Annotated in this window: 15 protein-coding genes and 1 tRNA gene; 4 read left to right on the forward strand and 12 right to left on the reverse strand. The window is 73.0% G+C overall.

The genetic code is table 11. From position 1 onward, the window contains the following. The first annotated feature begins 39 nt into the window (after positions 1-39). Positions 40-453 (forward strand): hypothetical protein, encoded by a 414-nt coding sequence (locus G8E01_RS09230; protein WP_166318834.1) that lies wholly within the window; start codon positions 40-42, stop codon positions 451-453. Here G8E01_RS09230 and pth read toward each other — a convergent pair whose 3' ends face one another. Next, positions 454-1038 (reverse strand): aminoacyl-tRNA hydrolase, encoded by a 585-nt coding sequence (pth, locus tag G8E01_RS09235; RefSeq protein ID WP_166318836.1) that lies wholly within the window; start codon positions 1036-1038, stop codon positions 454-456. Between the two features lie 85 nt (positions 1039-1123). Continuing rightward, positions 1124-1720, reverse strand: coding sequence for a 50S ribosomal protein L25/general stress protein Ctc (locus G8E01_RS09240; RefSeq protein ID WP_166318838.1), 597 nt, complete (start codon positions 1718-1720; stop codon positions 1124-1126). Positions 1721-2165: 445 nt separating this feature from the next. Here G8E01_RS09240 and gndA point away from each other — a divergent pair, with 445 nt between their 5' ends. Beyond that, the gene (gene gndA, locus G8E01_RS09245) at positions 2166-3617 is read left to right on the forward strand and encodes an NADP-dependent phosphogluconate dehydrogenase (protein ID WP_338100784.1); all 1452 of its coding nucleotides are present in this window, start codon (positions 2166-2168) and stop codon (positions 3615-3617) included. A gap of 72 nt (positions 3618-3689) precedes the next feature. Here the strand turns inward: gndA and G8E01_RS09250 are convergent, their stop codons facing one another. From G8E01_RS09250 to G8E01_RS09280, 7 genes are all read right to left on the reverse strand, one after another. Continuing rightward, a complete protein-coding gene (locus G8E01_RS09250) occupies positions 3690-4376 on the reverse strand; it encodes an ABC transporter ATP-binding protein (RefSeq protein WP_166318840.1) in 687 nt (228 codons plus the stop codon). A 43-nt stretch (positions 4377-4419) separates the two neighbouring features. Beyond that, the gene (locus G8E01_RS09255) at positions 4420-5880 is read right to left on the reverse strand and encodes an ABC transporter permease (protein WP_166318843.1); all 1461 of its coding nucleotides are present in this window, start codon (positions 5878-5880) and stop codon (positions 4420-4422) included. A gap of 67 nt (positions 5881-5947) precedes the next feature. Then, the gene (locus tag G8E01_RS09260) at positions 5948-7474 is read right to left on the reverse strand and encodes a sensor histidine kinase (RefSeq protein WP_240921239.1); all 1527 of its coding nucleotides are present in this window, start codon (positions 7472-7474) and stop codon (positions 5948-5950) included. Then, positions 7474-8208 carry a response regulator transcription factor gene (locus G8E01_RS09265; RefSeq protein ID WP_166318846.1) on the reverse strand — a complete coding sequence of 245 codons (735 nt, stop codon included), beginning with the start codon at positions 8206-8208 and terminating at the stop codon, positions 7474-7476. Before G8E01_RS09265 ends, G8E01_RS09260 begins: the two co-directional genes overlap by 1 nt. 86 nt (positions 8209-8294) lie before the next feature. Then, positions 8295-9329, reverse strand: coding sequence for a ribose-phosphate diphosphokinase (locus G8E01_RS09270; RefSeq protein WP_205827262.1), 1035 nt, complete (start codon positions 9327-9329; stop codon positions 8295-8297). Beyond that, positions 9304-10764, reverse strand: a complete 1461-nt coding sequence (gene glmU, locus G8E01_RS09275; protein WP_166318852.1) for a bifunctional UDP-N-acetylglucosamine diphosphorylase/glucosamine-1-phosphate N-acetyltransferase GlmU — start codon at positions 10762-10764, stop codon at positions 9304-9306. Before glmU ends, G8E01_RS09270 begins: the two co-directional genes overlap by 26 nt. Before the next feature lies 1 nt (position 10765). Continuing rightward, positions 10766-10837 (reverse strand) — tRNA-Gln (locus tag G8E01_RS09280). 83 nt (positions 10838-10920) lie between these two features. On the opposite strand from G8E01_RS09280, the gene G8E01_RS09285 reads away from it, so the two are divergent. After that, the gene (locus tag G8E01_RS09285) at positions 10921-11415 is read left to right on the forward strand and encodes a MarR family winged helix-turn-helix transcriptional regulator (protein WP_155047502.1); all 495 of its coding nucleotides are present in this window, start codon (positions 10921-10923) and stop codon (positions 11413-11415) included. 16 nt (positions 11416-11431) lie between these two features. Next, the gene (locus G8E01_RS09290; protein ID WP_166318855.1) at positions 11432-13210 is read left to right on the forward strand and encodes an ABC-F family ATP-binding cassette domain-containing protein; all 1779 of its coding nucleotides are present in this window, start codon (positions 11432-11434) and stop codon (positions 13208-13210) included. A 4-nt stretch (positions 13211-13214) separates the two neighbouring features. Here G8E01_RS09290 and G8E01_RS09295 read toward each other — a convergent pair whose 3' ends face one another. The 3 genes from G8E01_RS09295 to G8E01_RS09305 are packed head-to-tail and all read right to left on the reverse strand — an operon-like array spanning position 13215 to position 16484. Further along, complete coding sequence (locus G8E01_RS09295) at positions 13215-14771, reverse strand: carboxyltransferase domain-containing protein (protein WP_166318858.1); 1557 nt, start codon at positions 14769-14771, stop codon at positions 13215-13217. Beyond that, positions 14768-15529 (reverse strand): LamB/YcsF family protein, encoded by a 762-nt coding sequence (locus tag G8E01_RS09300; RefSeq protein ID WP_166318861.1) that lies wholly within the window; start codon positions 15527-15529, stop codon positions 14768-14770. Before G8E01_RS09300 ends, G8E01_RS09295 begins: the two co-directional genes overlap by 4 nt. A gap of 25 nt (positions 15530-15554) precedes the next feature. Beyond that, positions 15555-16484 (reverse strand): 4-(cytidine 5'-diphospho)-2-C-methyl-D-erythritol kinase, encoded by a 930-nt coding sequence (locus G8E01_RS09305; protein ID WP_166318864.1) that lies wholly within the window; start codon positions 16482-16484, stop codon positions 15555-15557. Position 16485 lies beyond the last annotated feature (1 nt).

Below are 16485 nucleotides of genomic sequence, written 5' to 3' on the forward strand. Positions count from 1 at the left end.
ACGAGCGACCCCCGACGCCGCGGCCCGTAGGATGGCCGCGTGACGACGCCCCCGCCCCCGCGGCCCCGCGCGCTCGGCGTCGTGGCGTTCGCCGGAGCGGTCGCCTCGCTCGTCCTCGGCGCCGCCGCGATCACGCTCGCGGGGTGGTCCATCTCGCGGGCGCTGCGCTTCACCGACTACCCGGACCTCGTCCAGGACACCCAGGCGCAGCTGTGGGAGAGCGCCGGGTCGCTGGCCCTCTCGGCCGCGTGGCTGGGGGCGGCGTGGATCCTCCACGCGCTGATCGCGGCGTGGGCCCTCGTCCAGGGCATCGTCGCGGTGGCGGTGGGGCGCGGCCGCGCGTGGGGCGCCGCCGCGATCGTCGTCGCCGCCATCGCGTGGCTCCCGCTCACCTGGGTGACCCAGGAGGCCGTCCTCGCGGGGCTTCTCGGCCTCGTGCCCTTCTTCGGGTGATCAGGCTCGCGGCGCGTGCACGCGCTGTTGCGCCGCGGTGAGGCCCTCGTCGGCGATCAGCTCCGCGGCATCCGCCGCGTCCGACACCAGGATGGGGAGGTTCTGGCGTTCCGCGGATCCGAACTCGGCGAGCACCCAGTCGGCCGGATCCTGCCGCCCCGGCGGGCGGCCGATGCCCACGCGCACCCGCGCGAAGTCGGGCGTGCCGAGCGCCTTCTGGATGTCGCGGATCCCGTTGTGCCCGCCGTGGCCCCCGCCGGACTTGAGCTTCAGCTGGTCGAACGGGATGTCGAGTTCGTCGTGAACGACGATGACGCGCTCCGGCGCGACGCGGTAGAAGGACGCGAGCGCCGCGGCGGGGCCGCCGGAGGTGTTCATGAAGCCGTTCGACTTCGCGAGAACGAGCTTCGCGGCGCCGGGGCGCAGCCACGCCTCGGCCACGCGCGCGCCCGCTTTGTGCTGCCGCCACGAGGCATCACGGCGGGCCGCGATCTCGTCGACGACCATCTGGCCGACGTTGTGGCGCGTGCGCTCGTATCGCGGGCCCGGGTTCCCGAGGCCCATGATCAGCCAGGTCTCCGCCATGGCGCTCTCCTTATTCGTGGCCGAGACGGGATGAGGGGGCGCGGTGTCCCCGCGCCCCCTCATCCCGGTGTCGATCTCGAAATCGTTACTCGGCCGACTCCGCGCCGTCCTCGGCCGGCTCGGCGTCCTCGTCCTCGGCGGACACGCTCGGGGTGGAGATGCCCACGACGAGCAGCTCGGGGTCGTCGGCGAGCGTGACGCCGGCGGGGAGCGTGAGGTCCTTGGCGTAGACGTGCTGGCCGTCCTCGAGGCCGTCGATGTTCACGACGATGTGCTCGGGGATGTGCATCGCCTCGGCCTCGACCGTGATCGCGGTCGCGCTGAGCGTCGCGATCGTGCCCGGGAACGACTCGCCCTCGGTGACGTAGGGCACGTCGACCGTCATCTTCTCGCCGCGCGTGACGACGACGAGGTCGATGTGCTCGATGATCTGGCGCACCGGGTCGCGCTGCACGTCCTTGACGAGGGCGAGCTGGCTCTCGCCGTCGATGTCGAGGTCGATCACGGCGTTCGCGTGACGCACGATCAGGCCCGTCTGGTGCCCCGGGAGGGCGAGGTGCTTGACCTCGGTGCCGTGGCCGTAGAGGACCGCGGGGATCTGGCCGGCGGCGCGCAGGCGGCGGGCGAAGCCCTTGCCGAACTCGGTGCGAACCTGGACGGTGAGCTTGTTGCCATCGCTCATGGGTGTCTCCTGTCTCGGTGCACGCGTACCGAGGCGGGCCGCGTGAGTGAACGTGTGTCTCGACTCCAACGCAGGACGTGAGGAGAGCAGTTCTGCCCGCTTCACCGCGTCGATAACGGAAGCGCCGGAGCGCCTCCCTCGCCGAGGTCGTCGTCTATCGTACCCGATCGACGCGGTAGGATCGATCCCTGTGCGCGTTTCGCGCGCCCCACCCCCGAGCACCTACGGAGACCCCCGCGCATGGACGCTTCGCACATCGTCGCCCTCGTCATCGCCGCCCTCGCCACGTGCACGACGATCGGGTTCGTCGGCGCCCTGTTCACGCTCGGACGGCAGTCCTCCTACAAGGACTGATCGCCCCTCCCGTTTCGCCCACGGCGCGGGGAGGCCCCGCGACGGGCTAGCCTGGGGTCATTCCTGATCCCCCTTCTCGAAGGAGACGTGCGTGAACCAAGCCGCAGCCAACATCGGGGTCGTCGGCCTCGCCGTGATGGGCTCGAACCTGGCCCGGAACCTCGCGAGCCGCGAGGGCAACACGGTCGCGGTGTACAACCGCAGCCGCGAGAAGACCGACCAGCTGGTCGCCGAGCACCCCGAGGCCGGCTTCCTGCCCGCGTTCGACTACGCGGAGTTCGCGGCGACGCTGTCGAAGCCCCGCACGGCGATCATCATGGTCAAGGCGGGCCGGGGCACCGACGCCGTCATCGACGAGCTCGTCAAGGTCTTCGAGCCGGGCGACATCATCGTCGACGGCGGCAACGCCTACTTCCCCGACACGATCCGCCGCGAGAAGGCGGTGCGCGAGACGGGCATCAACTTCGTCGGCGCCGGGATCTCGGGCGGCGAGGAGGGCGCGCTCAACGGCCCGTCGATCATGCCCGGCGGATCCGACGAGTCGTGGGTCACGCTCGGCCCGATCCTGAAGTCGATCGCCGCCGTCGCGCCGGACGGCGAGCCGTGCGTCACGCACGTCGGCCACGACGGCGCGGGTCATTTCGTCAAGATGGTCCACAACGGCATCGAGTACGCCGACATGCAGCTCATCGCGGAGGCGTACGACCTCATCCGCCGCGGCACGGGCAAGACGCCGGCCGAGATTGCCGACATCTTCGCGGCGTGGAACACGGGCGAGCTCGAGTCCTACCTCATCGAGATCACGGCCGAGGTCCTGCGCCAGGTCGACGCCGAGACGGGCAAGCCGCTCGTCGACGTCATCCTCGACCAGGCCGGCGCCAAGGGCACGGGCGCCTGGACGGTCCAGACCGCGCTCGCGCTCGGCGTCCCCGTGTCGGGGATCGCCGAGGCGACCTTCGCGCGCTCGCTGTCCTCGCACCCCGAGCAGCGCGCGGTCGCCTCGGCCCTGCCCGGCCCGGCCGAACCGTTCGAGGTCGCCGACGCCGATGCCTTCATCGCCGACGTCGCGCAGGCGCTGTTCGCGTCGAAGATCATCGCCTACTCGCAGGGCTTCGACGAGATCCGCGCCGGCGCCGCCGAGTACGGCTGGACGATCGACCTCGGCGCCGTGTCGAAGATCTGGCGCGAGGGCTGCATCATCCGCGCCCAGTTCCTCAACCGCATCGCCGACGCCTACGCCGGCGAGCCGGACCTGCCGGTGCTCGCGACCGCGCCCTACTTCGCCGAAGCGCTCACGCGCGGCCAGGCCGCCTGGCGCCGCGTCGTCGTCGCGGCCACCGTCGCGGGGATCCCCTCGCCGGCGTTCAGCTCCTCGCTGGCGTACTACGACGGCCTGCGCGCCGACCGCCTCCCCGCGGCCCTCGTGCAGGGGCAGCGCGACTTCTTCGGCGCGCACACGTACAAGCGCATCGACAAGGAGGGCACGTTCCACACGCTGTGGTCCGGCGACCGCTCCGAGATCGAGGCCGAGGACACGCACTGACGATCGTCCGTGCGAGAAACGAGGATCGCCCCCGCCACACGGCGGGGGCGATCCTCGTTTCTCAGCGGGAGCTCAGGCCCTCGCGGTGACGTCCTTCACCCGGCCGCCGTCGAGGCGGAGGCGGCGCCGAGCGCGGCGGAACACCGCGGAGTCGTGCGTCACGAGGATCAGGGTCAGCCCGTTCGCGTTCAGGCCCTCGAGCAAGGCCATGACCTCGTCGCGCGTGCGCTCGTCGAGATTTCCCGTCGGCTCGTCCGCGAGGAGCACGCGGGGCCGGCCCGCGATCGCGCGGGCGATCGCCACGCGCTGTTGCTGCCCGCCCGAGAGCTCCGCGGGGAGGTGATCGGCGCGCTCCGCGAGACCCACCTGCGTCAGCGCCTCCGCGACGCGGCGCGCGCGCTCGGCGGCGTCGAGCCGCAGGGGCTCGAGCCCCATGTCCACGTTCTGCGCCGCGGTGAGCGTGGGGATGAGGTTGAACCCCTGGAAAACGAAGCCGATCTCGCCCGCGCGCAGGCGCCCGAGTGCCCGCGGGGAGGCGTCCGTGAGGTCCGTCGCGCCGAAGGCGATCGCCCCCGAGGTGGGCGAGTCCAGCGCCCCGAGCATCTGCAGGAGCGTGGACTTGCCGCCGCCCGTCGGACCCTGGATCGCGACGAACTCGCCCTCCTCGATCGCGAGGTCGACGCCGCGGAGCGCCTGCACCTCGCGTCCCTTCTGCGCGTAGGTCTTCGTGACGGCATCGAGCGTGTACAGCGCGGTCATGGGTTTCTCCTGGTCTGTGGGGGTGTGTGCGATCGTCGACATCTCAGGCGACCGACCTCAGCGCCTCGGCGGGGCTGAGCCGCGCCGCGCGCCATCCGCCGATCGCGCCGGCGACCAGGCCGCCCGCGATCGCGAGCCCGACGGCCGCGAGGATGACGCCCACGCTGACGGGGGCCGACAGGACGACGTCGGCCGCCGTCTCGGCCGCCGGGGCCGCCCCGAACCCGCCGCCCATGCCCCCGCCGCCGGGACCGCTGGCCGCGGCGTCGCCCGCCGACGACGAGAGCGTCGGGTGCACGAGGTTGATGACGAGGACGCCGATCAGCCCGAGCGCGACGCCCGCGACGCCGCCGATGACGCCCTGGACGACCGACTCGCCCGCGACCTGGCCCACGATCCGGCCGTTCGTCCATCCGATTGCCTTCAGCGTGCCGAACTCGCGGGTCCGCCGCGACACGCCGGAGATCGTGAAGAGCACGGCCAGCAGCACGGCGACGGCCAAGACGATGATCGACAGCCAGGTGCCGAGGCCCGAGATGAGGCTCGACGCGCTCGTGAGGGATCCGGAGACCGTCGCGGCGAGGTCGCTCTCAGAGCTCACCGTGGCGTCGGGCAGCTCCTCCTCGAGCGCCGCCTGCACCTCGGCGATCGCGTCCGAGGAGGTCGCCTGGACGTAGACCGTCGAGATCGCGTCCGTCTCGCCCGACAGGTCCTGGGCGACATCCAGCGGGATGAACACGTCGGCGGCCGTGTCGGCCTCGTCCGTCGCCGACGCCACGATGCCGACGATCTCAACGTCCTCGCCGCCGATCTCGACCGTGTCACCGACCGCTAGCTCGTTCGACGTCGCGTGGGTCTCGTCGACCACCGCCACGAGCGCGCCCGCGTCCGAGGCCTGGAGAGCGCGGCCGTCCACGACCTCCGCCGAGGAGAGCGGGCCGACCGTGGTCGCCGCGTCGTCCACGCCGAGGACCGACAGCGAGTTCAGGTCGAAGGCGCTCCCGCCCGCACCATCGAACCCACCCGCGGGCGGCGCCTGCATCTCGCCCTCGCCGGGCGCGGCGGCCTCGCCGGACTCCGACGCCTGCGACGGGATCTCGCCGCTGAACTCCATGTTCGACAACGCCAGCGCGGCCGAGACGGCCTCCACGCCGGTCGTGCTCGCGGCCGTCTCGCTGGCGGCGGCGTCGAGCGTTCCGCGCCCGCGCTCCACCGAGAGGGTGGACTGCGACAGCTCGGTGGTCCCGTCCTCGCCTGCCTGCTCGCCGCCGAACTCGAAGCGCTGGCCGCCGCCCTCGCCCGGCTCCGCCGCGGCGCCCGTGATGGTCAGGTCCGTCCCCACGCCGTACACGGACGCGAGCGCCTCCTCCTGCGCGTCGGACACACCGCGCGCCAGGGAGGTGGCGATGATGACGAGGGCGATCGCGACCGCGAGGCCCGCCGCGACGATGGCCGTCTGGCGCTTCCTCCCGGCCAGCTCGCGCCGGAGATAGGTGCCGTACATGAAGTCTCCTTTCGCCGCCCGCTCGGGCGGCCAGGAGAAACGCTATGAACAGCGTCGATGAGAGTCGTCAGCCGTTCTGATGAGAAGGTGATGAATCCTGAATCGCCTGCGGCTTGGCCGGCAGGCTCACGATGAACCGCGTCGCTCCGGGCCGGCTGTCCACCGAAATCTCGCCGTGGTGCGCGTCGACGATCGCCTTGACGATCGAGAGCCCCAGCCCCGATCCACCGGTCTTCCGCGCGCGGCTGACGTCCCCGCGCGCGAACCGCGTGAACAGCGTCTTCTGGAGCTCCGGATCGATCCCGGGCCCCGTGTCGTCGACGGTGAGGATCGCGCGGGTCTGGGATCCCTCGCCCGTCGTCGCCAACGAGACGGTGACCGAGGTGCCCTCGGGGGTGTGCGTGCGCGCGTTCGCGAGGAGGTTGGTCACGACCTGGGTCAGCCGCGCGCGGTCCCCCGCGACGAGCACGGGTTCCTCCCCCACCTCGGCGCCCCAGTCGTGCTCCATCCCGGCCATGGCCTGGTCTCCCACCGCGTCGACGACGACCTGGCGGAGGTCGACCATGTCGTAGACGAGCTCGTGCCCCTCGTCGAGGCGGGCGAGGAGGAGCAGGTCCTCCACGAGGCCCGTCATGCGCTGCGACTGGGCCTCGATGCGCTGCAGCGACTGGCGGCTCCCCTCGCTGAGCGTGCCGTCGCGCAGCGACAGCTCGCTGTAGCCGCGGATCGAGGCGAGCGGCGTGCGCAGCTCGTGGCTCGCGTCCGCGACGAAGCGGCGCATCGTCTCCTCGTTACGCTGGCGGGCCGAGAGCGAGTCCTCCACGTGGTCGAGCAGCGTGTTGAGCGCGGCGCCCACCCGTCCGACCTCGGTCGCCGGATCCGCCTCCTCCGCCGGGACGCGCTCGGCGATGCGCACGTCGCCCTGGTCGAGCCGCTGCCGCGAGACGCGCGTGGCCGTGGCCGCGACGCGACGGAGCGGGCGGAGTCCCCGCCGGATGATGCCGGACGTCGCGACGCCGAGCAGGAGCATGCCGCCGATCGTCGCGAGCCCGATCGACCAGAACATCTGTTGCAGCGTGAGTCTCTCGGAGGCCGTGGACATGCCGAGGGCCGCCACCGGCTCGCCGCCCTGGGACGGGATCCCCATGACGCGGAACTGGCCGAGCCCGCTGATCGTGACGGTCGTCAGCCCCTCCGCGCCGTCGATGGCGCTGAGGAGCCCCTCGATCTGGGCGTCCGAGAGCGTGTACCGGTCGTAGTCGTTGCCGACGACGGCGCCCGTCGCCCCCGTGAAGGGGCTGTCGATGACGAGGAGCATGCCGGGCGACGCGCGGGTGCGCTCGAGCTGCTCCCCCGCCGTGCCGTCGAGCATCGTGATGCCGAACTGTCCGGTCAGCGCGCTCGTCGCCTCGCGCAACCGGCTGTCGACCTGCCCGGTGAGGACGTTGTTGAGGATGACGCCCGTGACGACGGAGACGACGACGAGGATCGCCGCGACGATGGCGAACACCGCGAGCATCAGGCGCGTGTGCAGCGCCATGGGCGGCTTGACGGGCGCGTCCGGCGCCTGCGCCGCCCGCGGGCGGCGCGACATCACTGCGGGGCCTTGATCATGTACCCGACGCCGCGGACCGTGTGGATGAGCGGCTCCCGCCCCGCGTCGATCTTCTTGCGGAGGTAGGAGATGTAGAGCTCGACGACGCTCGACTTGCCGCCGAAGTCGTAGTTCCACACGCGGTCGAGGATCTGGGCCTTCGAGACGACACGGCGCGGGTTGCGCATGAGGAAGCGCAGAAGCTCGAACTCCGTGGCCGTGAGCTCGATCTCCGCCTCGCCGCGGAGCACCTCGTGGCTGTCCTCATTGAGGCTGAGGTCGCCGACGCGAAGGATCGGCTCGGGCTCCGCCGCGAGCGCCGTGCCCGATCGGCGCATGAGCGCGCGCAGCCGGGCCACGACCTCCTCCAGGCTGAACGGCTTCGTCACGTAGTCGTCGCCGCCCGCCGTGAGGCCCGCGACGCGGTCGCTCACGGCGTCCTTCGCGGTCAGGAAGAGCACGGGCACCATGTTGTCCTGCTGCCGCAGGCGCTGGAGCACGGCCATCCCGTCGAGGTCCGGCATCATGATGTCGAGCACGATGGCGTCGGGCTGGAAGTCCTTCACCGACTGCAGGGCCTCGGTGCCGCTCCCCGCCGTCCGGACCTCCCACCCCTCCATCCGCAGCGCCATCGACAACAGGTCGGTGAGCATCTGCTCGTCGTCGACGACCAGCACGCGTACGGGCGTGCCATCGGGCCGGGTCAGCGCGGTCGAGGTGGTGGGGTTCGTCATGCTTCTCATTGTCCGCGCATACCTATGCGAACGCTATGGGGTCGGCTATGTCCGACCTGTGAGTCCCCGGCCCGGGCGGGTACGGTCTAGGCGGCCCCGTCGAACATGCTCGTGACGGATCCGTCGTCGAAGACCTCCTGGATCGCGCGCGCGAGCAGCGGCGCGGCCGACAGCACGGTCAGCGACGCGAAGCGGCGGCGCTCCGGGATCGGGATGGTGTCCGTGACGACGACCCGGTCGATGGCCGGGTCCTGGAGCCGCTCCGCCGCGGGGTCGCTGAAGATCGCGTGCGTCGCTCCGACGATGACCTTCTTCGCGCCGTTGGCCTTGAGCGCCTGGGCCGCCTTGACGATCGTGCCCGCCGTGTCGATCATGTCGTCGACCAGGAGGCAGGTGCGCCCCTCGACCGTCCCGACGATCTCGTGCACCGACACCTGGTTCGCGACCTTCGGATCGCGCCGCTTGTGGATGATCGCGAGCGGCGCGTCGAGCGAGTCGCTCCACGTGTCGGCGACGCGCACGCGCCCCATGTCGGGCGAGACGACCGTGAGGGTGGCGCGCTCGTCCGGCGTCAACGTCTCCTGGAAGTGGCCGAGCAGCACGGGCTTGGCGAAGAGGTGGTCGACGGGGCCGTCGAAGAACCCCTGGATCTGCGAGGCGTGGAGATCGACGCTCATGATGCGGTCGGCGCCCGCCGTGTGGATCAGGTCCGTGATGAGGCGCGCCGAGATCGGCTCGCGGCCGCGCCCCTTCTTGTCCTGGCGCGAGTAGGGGTAGTACGGAACGACGACCGTGACGCGCTTGGCCGAGGCGCGCTTGAGCGCATCGAGCATGATGAGCATCTCCATGAGATCCTCGTTGATCTTCTCGCCGAAGGACTGCACGAGGAAGACGTCGGTGCCGCGCATCGAGACCTCGAAGCGCGTGTAGATCTCGCCCGACGCGAAGGTGCGGTGCTCGGTGGGCGCGAGCTCGATTCCGAGGCACTCGGCGACGTCGGCAGCGAGCTCGGGGTGCGAGCGGCCCGTGACGACCACCATGCGCTTTCGGGTCTTCTGCTCCATGCCCGGGGCGATCCCCCGGTCAAGGTCAAGGTCAACCGTCTTGTTCTTGCTGGCCATCGGTCGCTTTCTCTGAGGCTCGGGAACGCCGCGCGGCATCCGCCGCCGCCGTTCCCGCTCTGTTCTTCTCGACCCACCCCACGAGGTTCCTCTGGGGGGAGACACTGAGGGCGAGGGCCCCCGCGGGGACGTCCTTCCGGATGACCGCGCCGGCGCCCGTCTTGGCGCCATCGCCCAGTCTAACGGGGGCGATCATGACCGTATGCGAGCCGGTGTGCACCTGGTCGCCGATGACCGTGCGGTGCTTCAGCACGTCGTCGTAGTTCGCGGTGATGGCGCCGGCGCCGAGGTTGACGCCGGATCCGATCGTCGCGTCGCCGACGTACGACAGGTGCGGGACCTTGCTCCCCTCGCCCACGGTCGAGTTCTTGATCTCGACGAATGTGCCGGCCTTCGCGCCCGCGGCCAATTCGGCGCCCGCGCGGAGGTACGCCCACGGGCCCACGGTCGCGTTCTCGCCGATCACCGCGAGGGTGACGTCGCTGCGCCGTACGGTCGCGCCCTGGCCGACCTCGGCGTCGCGCAGCGAGGTATCGGGCCCGATGATCGCGCCGCCGGCGACCGTCGTCGCGCCGAGGATGTGCGTGTTCGGCAGCAGGGTGACGTCGGGGGCGAGCGTCGCGGTGTCGTCGATCCACGTCGAGCGCGGATCCTCGACCGTCACGCCCTCGAGCTGCCAGCGACGGATCACCCGCTCGTTCAGGATCCGGGTCGCCTCCGCGAGCTGGACGCGGTCGTTCACGCCGAGCGCCGCGAGCGCGTCCGGCGCGGCGACCGCGGCGACGACGTCGCCCGCGCCGCGCAGGATCCGGACGACGTCCGTCAGGTACATCTCGCCCTGCGCGTTGTCCGTGCCCACCTCGGCGAGCGCCTGGCGCAGCGCCGCGGCGCGGAAGACGTACACGCCCGAGTTGATCTCGGTCACCGCGAGCTCCTCGGCGGTCGCGTCCTTCTGCTCGACGATCCGCTCCACCAGGCCGTCGGCGCCCCGGATGACGCGGCCGTATCCCTCCGGCTGGGCGAGCTCGGCGCCGAGGATCGTCGCGGCCGCCTCCCGCCGTCGATGCTCGTCGAGCAGCGCGCGGAAGGTCGCGGCCTCCAGGAGCGGCACGTCGCCGGAGAGAACGAGGACGTCGCCCGCGAAATCGGCCGGCAGGTCCGCGACGCCGAGCTGCGCCGCGCGCCCCGTGCCGGGCACCTCGTCCTGGTCGACGGCGCGCGCCCCGGGATAGTCGGCGAGCGACTCGACGACCCGGTCGCGCTCGTGCCGGACGACGACGCGGACGTGCGGCGTGCCGAGGGCCTCGGCCTGGCTCAGCACGTGCCCGAGGAGCGTGCGCCCGCCCAGGCGGTGCAGGACCTTCGGGGTGGCCGACTTCATGCGCGTTCCGCGCCCGGCCGCCAACACCACGATTGCGAGATTGTGCTCAGTCACGCTCCGCCACCAGGATTCGAACCCGGACCTCACGGCTCCAAAGGCCGTCGTGCTGCCATTACACCATGGCGGATCCGCGGCCTCGGGCCGCTCGCACCAGTCTTGCACGAGCGGGCCGATTGCCGCCCGAGCGCCCCGGCGCGCGATAATCGTTCGATGGGCACGGAACGGGACGAGGTCGATCGCATCGTCGGCGCGTGGAGCGCCGAGCGCGACGACCTCGATTTCTCCCCCATGGAGGTCCTGTCCCGCGTCGACCGCCTCTCCCACCACCTCGACCGGGCGCGGCGCGAGGCCTTCCGCCGGACGCACATCGAACCGTGGGAGTGGGACGTGCTCTCGGCCCTCCGGCGCGCCGGCGAGCCCTACCGCTTGAGCCCCAAGCAGCTGCTCCAGCAGACGCTCGTCTCGAGCGGGACGATGACGAATCGCATCGACCGGCTCCGCGAGCGCGGGCTCGTCGAGCGGTCCTCGGATCCATCCGATCGCCGCGGCGTCCTCGTCACGCTCACCGAGGAGGGCCGCACCCGCGTCGACGCCGCGATCACCCGCCTCATCGACGCCGAGGCCGACCTGCTCGCCGGCATGAACAAGACCGACCAGAAGCGCCTCGCGGCGCTCCTGCGCCACCTGCTGATCTCCTTCGACTGAACAGGACTCCCCCTCCATGGCACATCTCCTCGGCGGCGAGGACCTCCACGTCGAATTCCCCGCAAAGGTCGTCCTCGACGACGTCACGATCGGCATCGCCGACGGCGACCGCGTCGGCATCGTCGGGCGCAACGGCGACGGCAAGTCGACGCTGATGAAGGTCCTCATGGGCGTGTCCGAGGCCGACAGCGGGCGGGTCACGCGCCGCGCGGGGCTCCGCGTGGGCATGCTCAGCCAGGACGACGACCTGCCGGAGGGCGGATCCGTCCGCCACGCGATCGTCGGGGACGCGCCCGAGCACGAGTGGCTGGGCGACGCGCGGATCCGCGACGTGCTCGCCGGGCTCACCGGCGACCTCGACCTCGGCGCGGACGTCGGCTCCCTCTCGGGCGGCCAGCGCCGGCGGGTGGCGCTCGCGCGGCTCCTCGTCGGCGACTGGGACGTCGTGGCGCTCGACGAGCCGACCAACCACCTCGACGTCGAGGGCATCTCCTGGCTCGCCCAGCACCTCGCCCGCCGCTGGCCGGACGGCCAGGGCGCGCTCCTCCTCGTCACCCACGACCGGTGGTTCCTCGACGCCGTCTGCACCCGCATGTGGGAGGTGCACGACGGCATCGTCGACCCCTTCGAGGGCGGGTACGCCGCCTACGTGCTCCAGCGCGTCGAGCGCCAGCGCCAGGCGGCGGTCGTCGAGGAGAAACGCCAGAACCTCATGCGCAAGGAGCTCGCGTGGCTCCGGCGCGGCGCGCCCGCGCGCACCTCGAAGCCGAAGTTCCGCATCGAGGCGGCCAACCAGCTCATCGAGAACGAGCCGCCCGCGCGCGACGCCGTCCAGCTCACCCAGCTGGCGACGGCGCGGCTCGGCAAGGACGTCGTCGACCTCCTCGAGGCGGGCGTGACGTACGGCGAGCGCGAGGTCCTCTCCCGCGTCGAGTGGCGCATCGCTCCCGGCGAGCGCACGGGGATCCTGGGCGCCAACGGCGCGGGCAAGTCCACCCTGCTGGGCCTGATCTCGGGCACCGTCGCCCCGACCTCGGGCCGCGTCAAGCGCGGCAAGACCGTGCAGATCGCCTACCTCGACCAGCGCCTGTCCGAGCTCGACGCGGTCGCCGACCTGCGGGTGCGCGAGGTGCTCGCCGAGCAGAAGACCTCCTACGTCGCCGGGGGCAAGGAGCTCACCCCCGCGCAGTTGCTGGAGCGGCTGGGATTCCGGACGAGCGAGCTGTCCACGCCCGTCCGCGACCTCTCCGGCGGGCAGAAGCGCCGCCTCCAGCTCCTCCTCGTGCTCCTCGACGAACCCAACGTCCTCATCCTCGACGAGCCCTCGAACGACCTCGACACGGACATGCTCGCGGCGATGGAGGACCTGCTGGACTCCTGGCCGGGGACGCTCCTCGTCGTCAGCCACGACCGCTACCTGCTCGAGAGGGTCACGGACCAGCAGTACGCCGTGATGGGCGGCCGCCTCAGGCACCTCCCCGGCGGGGTCGATCAGTACCTCGAGCTGCGGCGCGCGGAGGGGGCGGCCGGCCCGTCCGCCCGCGCGGCCGAGCCGGCCCGCGCGCCCGGTCTCTCGGGCGCCGAGCGCCGCGCCGCGGAGAAGGAGCTGAGCGCGATCGACCGCAAGCTCGCGAACCTGCGCGCCGACGCCGCGCGCATCCACGACCGGATGGCGGCGCACGACCAGGAGGACTTCGTCGGCCTCGGCGCGCTGAACGACGACCTCCGGGCGATCGGCGCCGAGGTCGACGCGCTCGAGGAGCGCTGGCTCGAGCTGGGCGAGGCGCTCGAGTAGTCGCTCAGCGCTCCGGGACGAAACGCACGCGCGTGCCGGGGCGGAGCTGGCCCGCGCGCGGGAGGTCGGCGGCCGCGACGACCGCGATGACCGGGTACCCGCCGGTCGTCGGGTGGTCGGGTCCGAACAGCACGGGCTCGCCCGACGGCGGCACCTGCAGGGATCCGATCTCGACCCCCTCGCTCGCGAGGTCGAGGCTCGGCGCGCGCAGCGGCCGGGCGCCGTCCGCCGGGACGAGGCGCGCGCCCACCCGGTCGGCCTGAGCGCTCACGATCCACGCCGTCGCCACCAGGTGCGCGCGCTCGGCCTGCGTGAAGGCGTCGGCGCGCGGGCCGAAGCGGATCCGCAACTGCGCCGCCGGGCCGAACGACGCCAGCGCCTCGGGCGCGCCGACGGCGCCCCGCGGCGGGGCCCCGACGGCCAGGGCATCGCCGGCGCCGAGCGGCGCCGGGCCGAGCCCGCTCAGGCGATCGTTGCTGCGGCTGCCCAGCGTGGCGGGCGCCGCGATCCCGCCGCGCACGGCGAGATAGGCGCGCAGGCCGCGAACCGGCGACCCGAGGCGGAGCGTCTCGCCGCCGCGCAGGAGGAACGGCGCCCCGGACGGGGCGGAGTCCTCGCCGACGTACGCGTCGAGGGCCGCTCCCGCCAGGGAGAGCACCTGGTCCCCCACGGCGCGCACCTCCAGCCCGCCCAGCGTCTCGATCACCGCGGCGTCGGCACCGTTGCCGACAAGGCGATTCGCCTGCCTCGCGGACGCGGCGTCCGCCGCCCCGGACGCCGTGACGCCGAGCGCCGCGTAGCCCGGGCGGCCCCGGTCCTCGAGAAGCGACAGCGGACCCGGGTGAACGACCTCGATCGCCGACCCCGGACGCGGATCCGCACGGCCGGGGATCGGCCCCGCGACCGGGCCCGTGAGAGCGGTGCCGGACGCGGCGCGCGCGCCCGCGCGCACAGCACGAAAGCGCACGGCGTCGCCCGGGGCGATCAGCGCGGGCGGGTCGCGCTCGATGTCCCACAGGGCTCGATCGGTGCGGCCGATGAGCCGCCATCCCCCGGGCGACGCGCGCGGATACACCGCGGAGAACTCGCTCGCGAGCGCAACGGATCCGGCCGGAACCGACGTGCGGGGGCTCTCGCGGCGCGGCACCGCGAGGCGCGGGTCGCCGCCCGCGAGATACGCGAAACCCGGCGCGAAGCCGCCGAAGGCCGCGACCCACGCCGACGCCTGGTGCGCGGCCACGACCGCCTCGGGCGACAGGCCCGCGAGGTCCGCGACGACCCCGAGATCGGCGCCGTCGTAGACGACCTCGATGTCCACCGTGCGGCGCGGCTCCGGCGCGACGGGCGGCGCGTCGAGACCCGCGAGAAGCGGCTCTGCCCGGCGCACCGCCCGCGCGCTCCCGAACCGCACCAGCACGGTGCGCGCGGCCGGCACGACGTCGATCTGCCCAAGGGACATCTCGCCCAGGAGCGCGCGGAAGGCCGCCACCTCGCCGAGCGAGCGGCACTCCACGAGGAGCGCACGCTCGCCCGCGGGCCGCACGCCCACCGGCCGCGTCACGCGAAGCTCGCGATCTCGACGCCGGTGCGCTCGAGGCCCGCTCGCACGGCGCGGGCGAGCTCGACCGCACCGGGGGTGTCGCCGTGCAGGCACACGCTGTCGGCCGGCACCGGCACGACGGATCCGTCGATCGCGAGGACGGAGCCCTTCTCGCACAGGCGCACGACCCGGCTCGCGACCTCCGCGGGGTCGTGGAGGACGGCCCCCTCGGCGCTCCGCGGCACGAGCGAGCCGTCGGGCGCGTACGCGCGGTCGGCGAAGGCCTCCCGCACGCCGCGGAGACCGCGCCGCTCGGCGACCTCGAGCGCCACGGATCCGGGAAGCAGGAGCACCGGCAGCGCGTCGTCCACGGCCGCCACCGCGGCGATCACCGCGCGCGCGTGCGCCTCGTGCGTCACGATCGCGTTGTAGAGCGCACCGTGCGGCTTGACGTAGGAGACCGCGCCTCCCGCGCGCCGCGCGAGCGCCTGGAGCGCGCCCATCTGGTACACGATGTCGTCGGCGAGCTCGCTCTCCGTATAGTCCACGAAGCGCCGGCCGAATCCCGCGAGGTCGCGGTAGCCCACGTGCGCGCCGATCGCGACGCCCCGATCCACCGCCCGGCGGCAGGTACGCGCGATGACGGTGGGGTCGCCCCCGTGGAACCCGCAGGCCACGTTGGCGCTCGTGACGACATCGAGCATGGCCGCGTCGTCCCCGAGCGTCCACGCCCCGAAGGACTCGCCGACGTCGCTGTTCAGGTCGATGGCTGCCCGCATGACCCGACCCTATCGAGCGCGCAGCTCAGACGACGCGGGCGCCGTGCGCGGGCGCGGAGACGTGCAGCGCCTCGTGCCCGCGACGCGCGAACATCTGCTGCAGTCCGCGCGCGTCCTCCGCCGACTCCGCGAGAAAGGCGAGGGTCGGCCCGGAGCCGGACACGATGCCCGCCAGCGCCCCCTCGCGCTCGCCGAGGTCCAGCACCTCCGCGAGGTCGCGCCGCATCCGCAGCGCGGGCGCCTGGAGGTCGTTCGCGAGCGCCCCGGCCAGCCGACGGGCGTCCCCCGCGACGAGCGCGTGCAGGACGTCGGGATCCACGACCGGCACCTCGGCGGGCGCCGGGATCACCGCGCCGCCGCCTGCGCGCTGCCGATCGAGCTCCGCGTAGACCTCGGGGGTCGACAGGCCGTCCGGGTTCGGCACGATGACCCACTCGAAACGGCCGCGCGCGAGCGCGGGGCTCAGCCGGTCGCCGCGCCCGGATCCCACCGCCGTGCCGCCCTGGAGCGCGAACGGCACGTCCGCGCCGAGGCGGGCGCCCAGGGCGTGCAGCTGCCGTGAAGACAGGCCCGTCCCCCACAGCGCGTCGCAGGCCACGAGCGCGGCCGCGGCGTCGGCGGATCCGCCCCCCATGCCGCCCGCGACGGGCACCTCCTTGCGCACGTCCAGGTGGACGCCGCCGGGGTGTCCCGTCTCGGCCGCCAGCAGACGCGCGGCGCGCAGCGCGAGGTTGCGGTCATCGGTCGGGACGCCCGAGACGTCCACCGTGCCCGACACCTCGATCGTGAAATCGTCGGACGGCGTCGCGACGAGATCCTCGTACAGGGACACCGCCTGGAAGGCCGTCGCCAGCTCGTGGTACCCGTCGGGCTGCAGCGCGCCGACCTCGAGGAACAGGTTGATCTTGCCGGGCGCCCGGACGCGCACCCCGTCGAAGGTCTCCGCCAGTGTCATT

The organism is Microbacterium excoecariae (assembly GCF_011326725.1).
In the GTDB taxonomy this organism is placed as follows: Bacteria; Actinomycetota; Actinomycetes; order Actinomycetales; family Microbacteriaceae; genus Microbacterium; species Microbacterium excoecariae.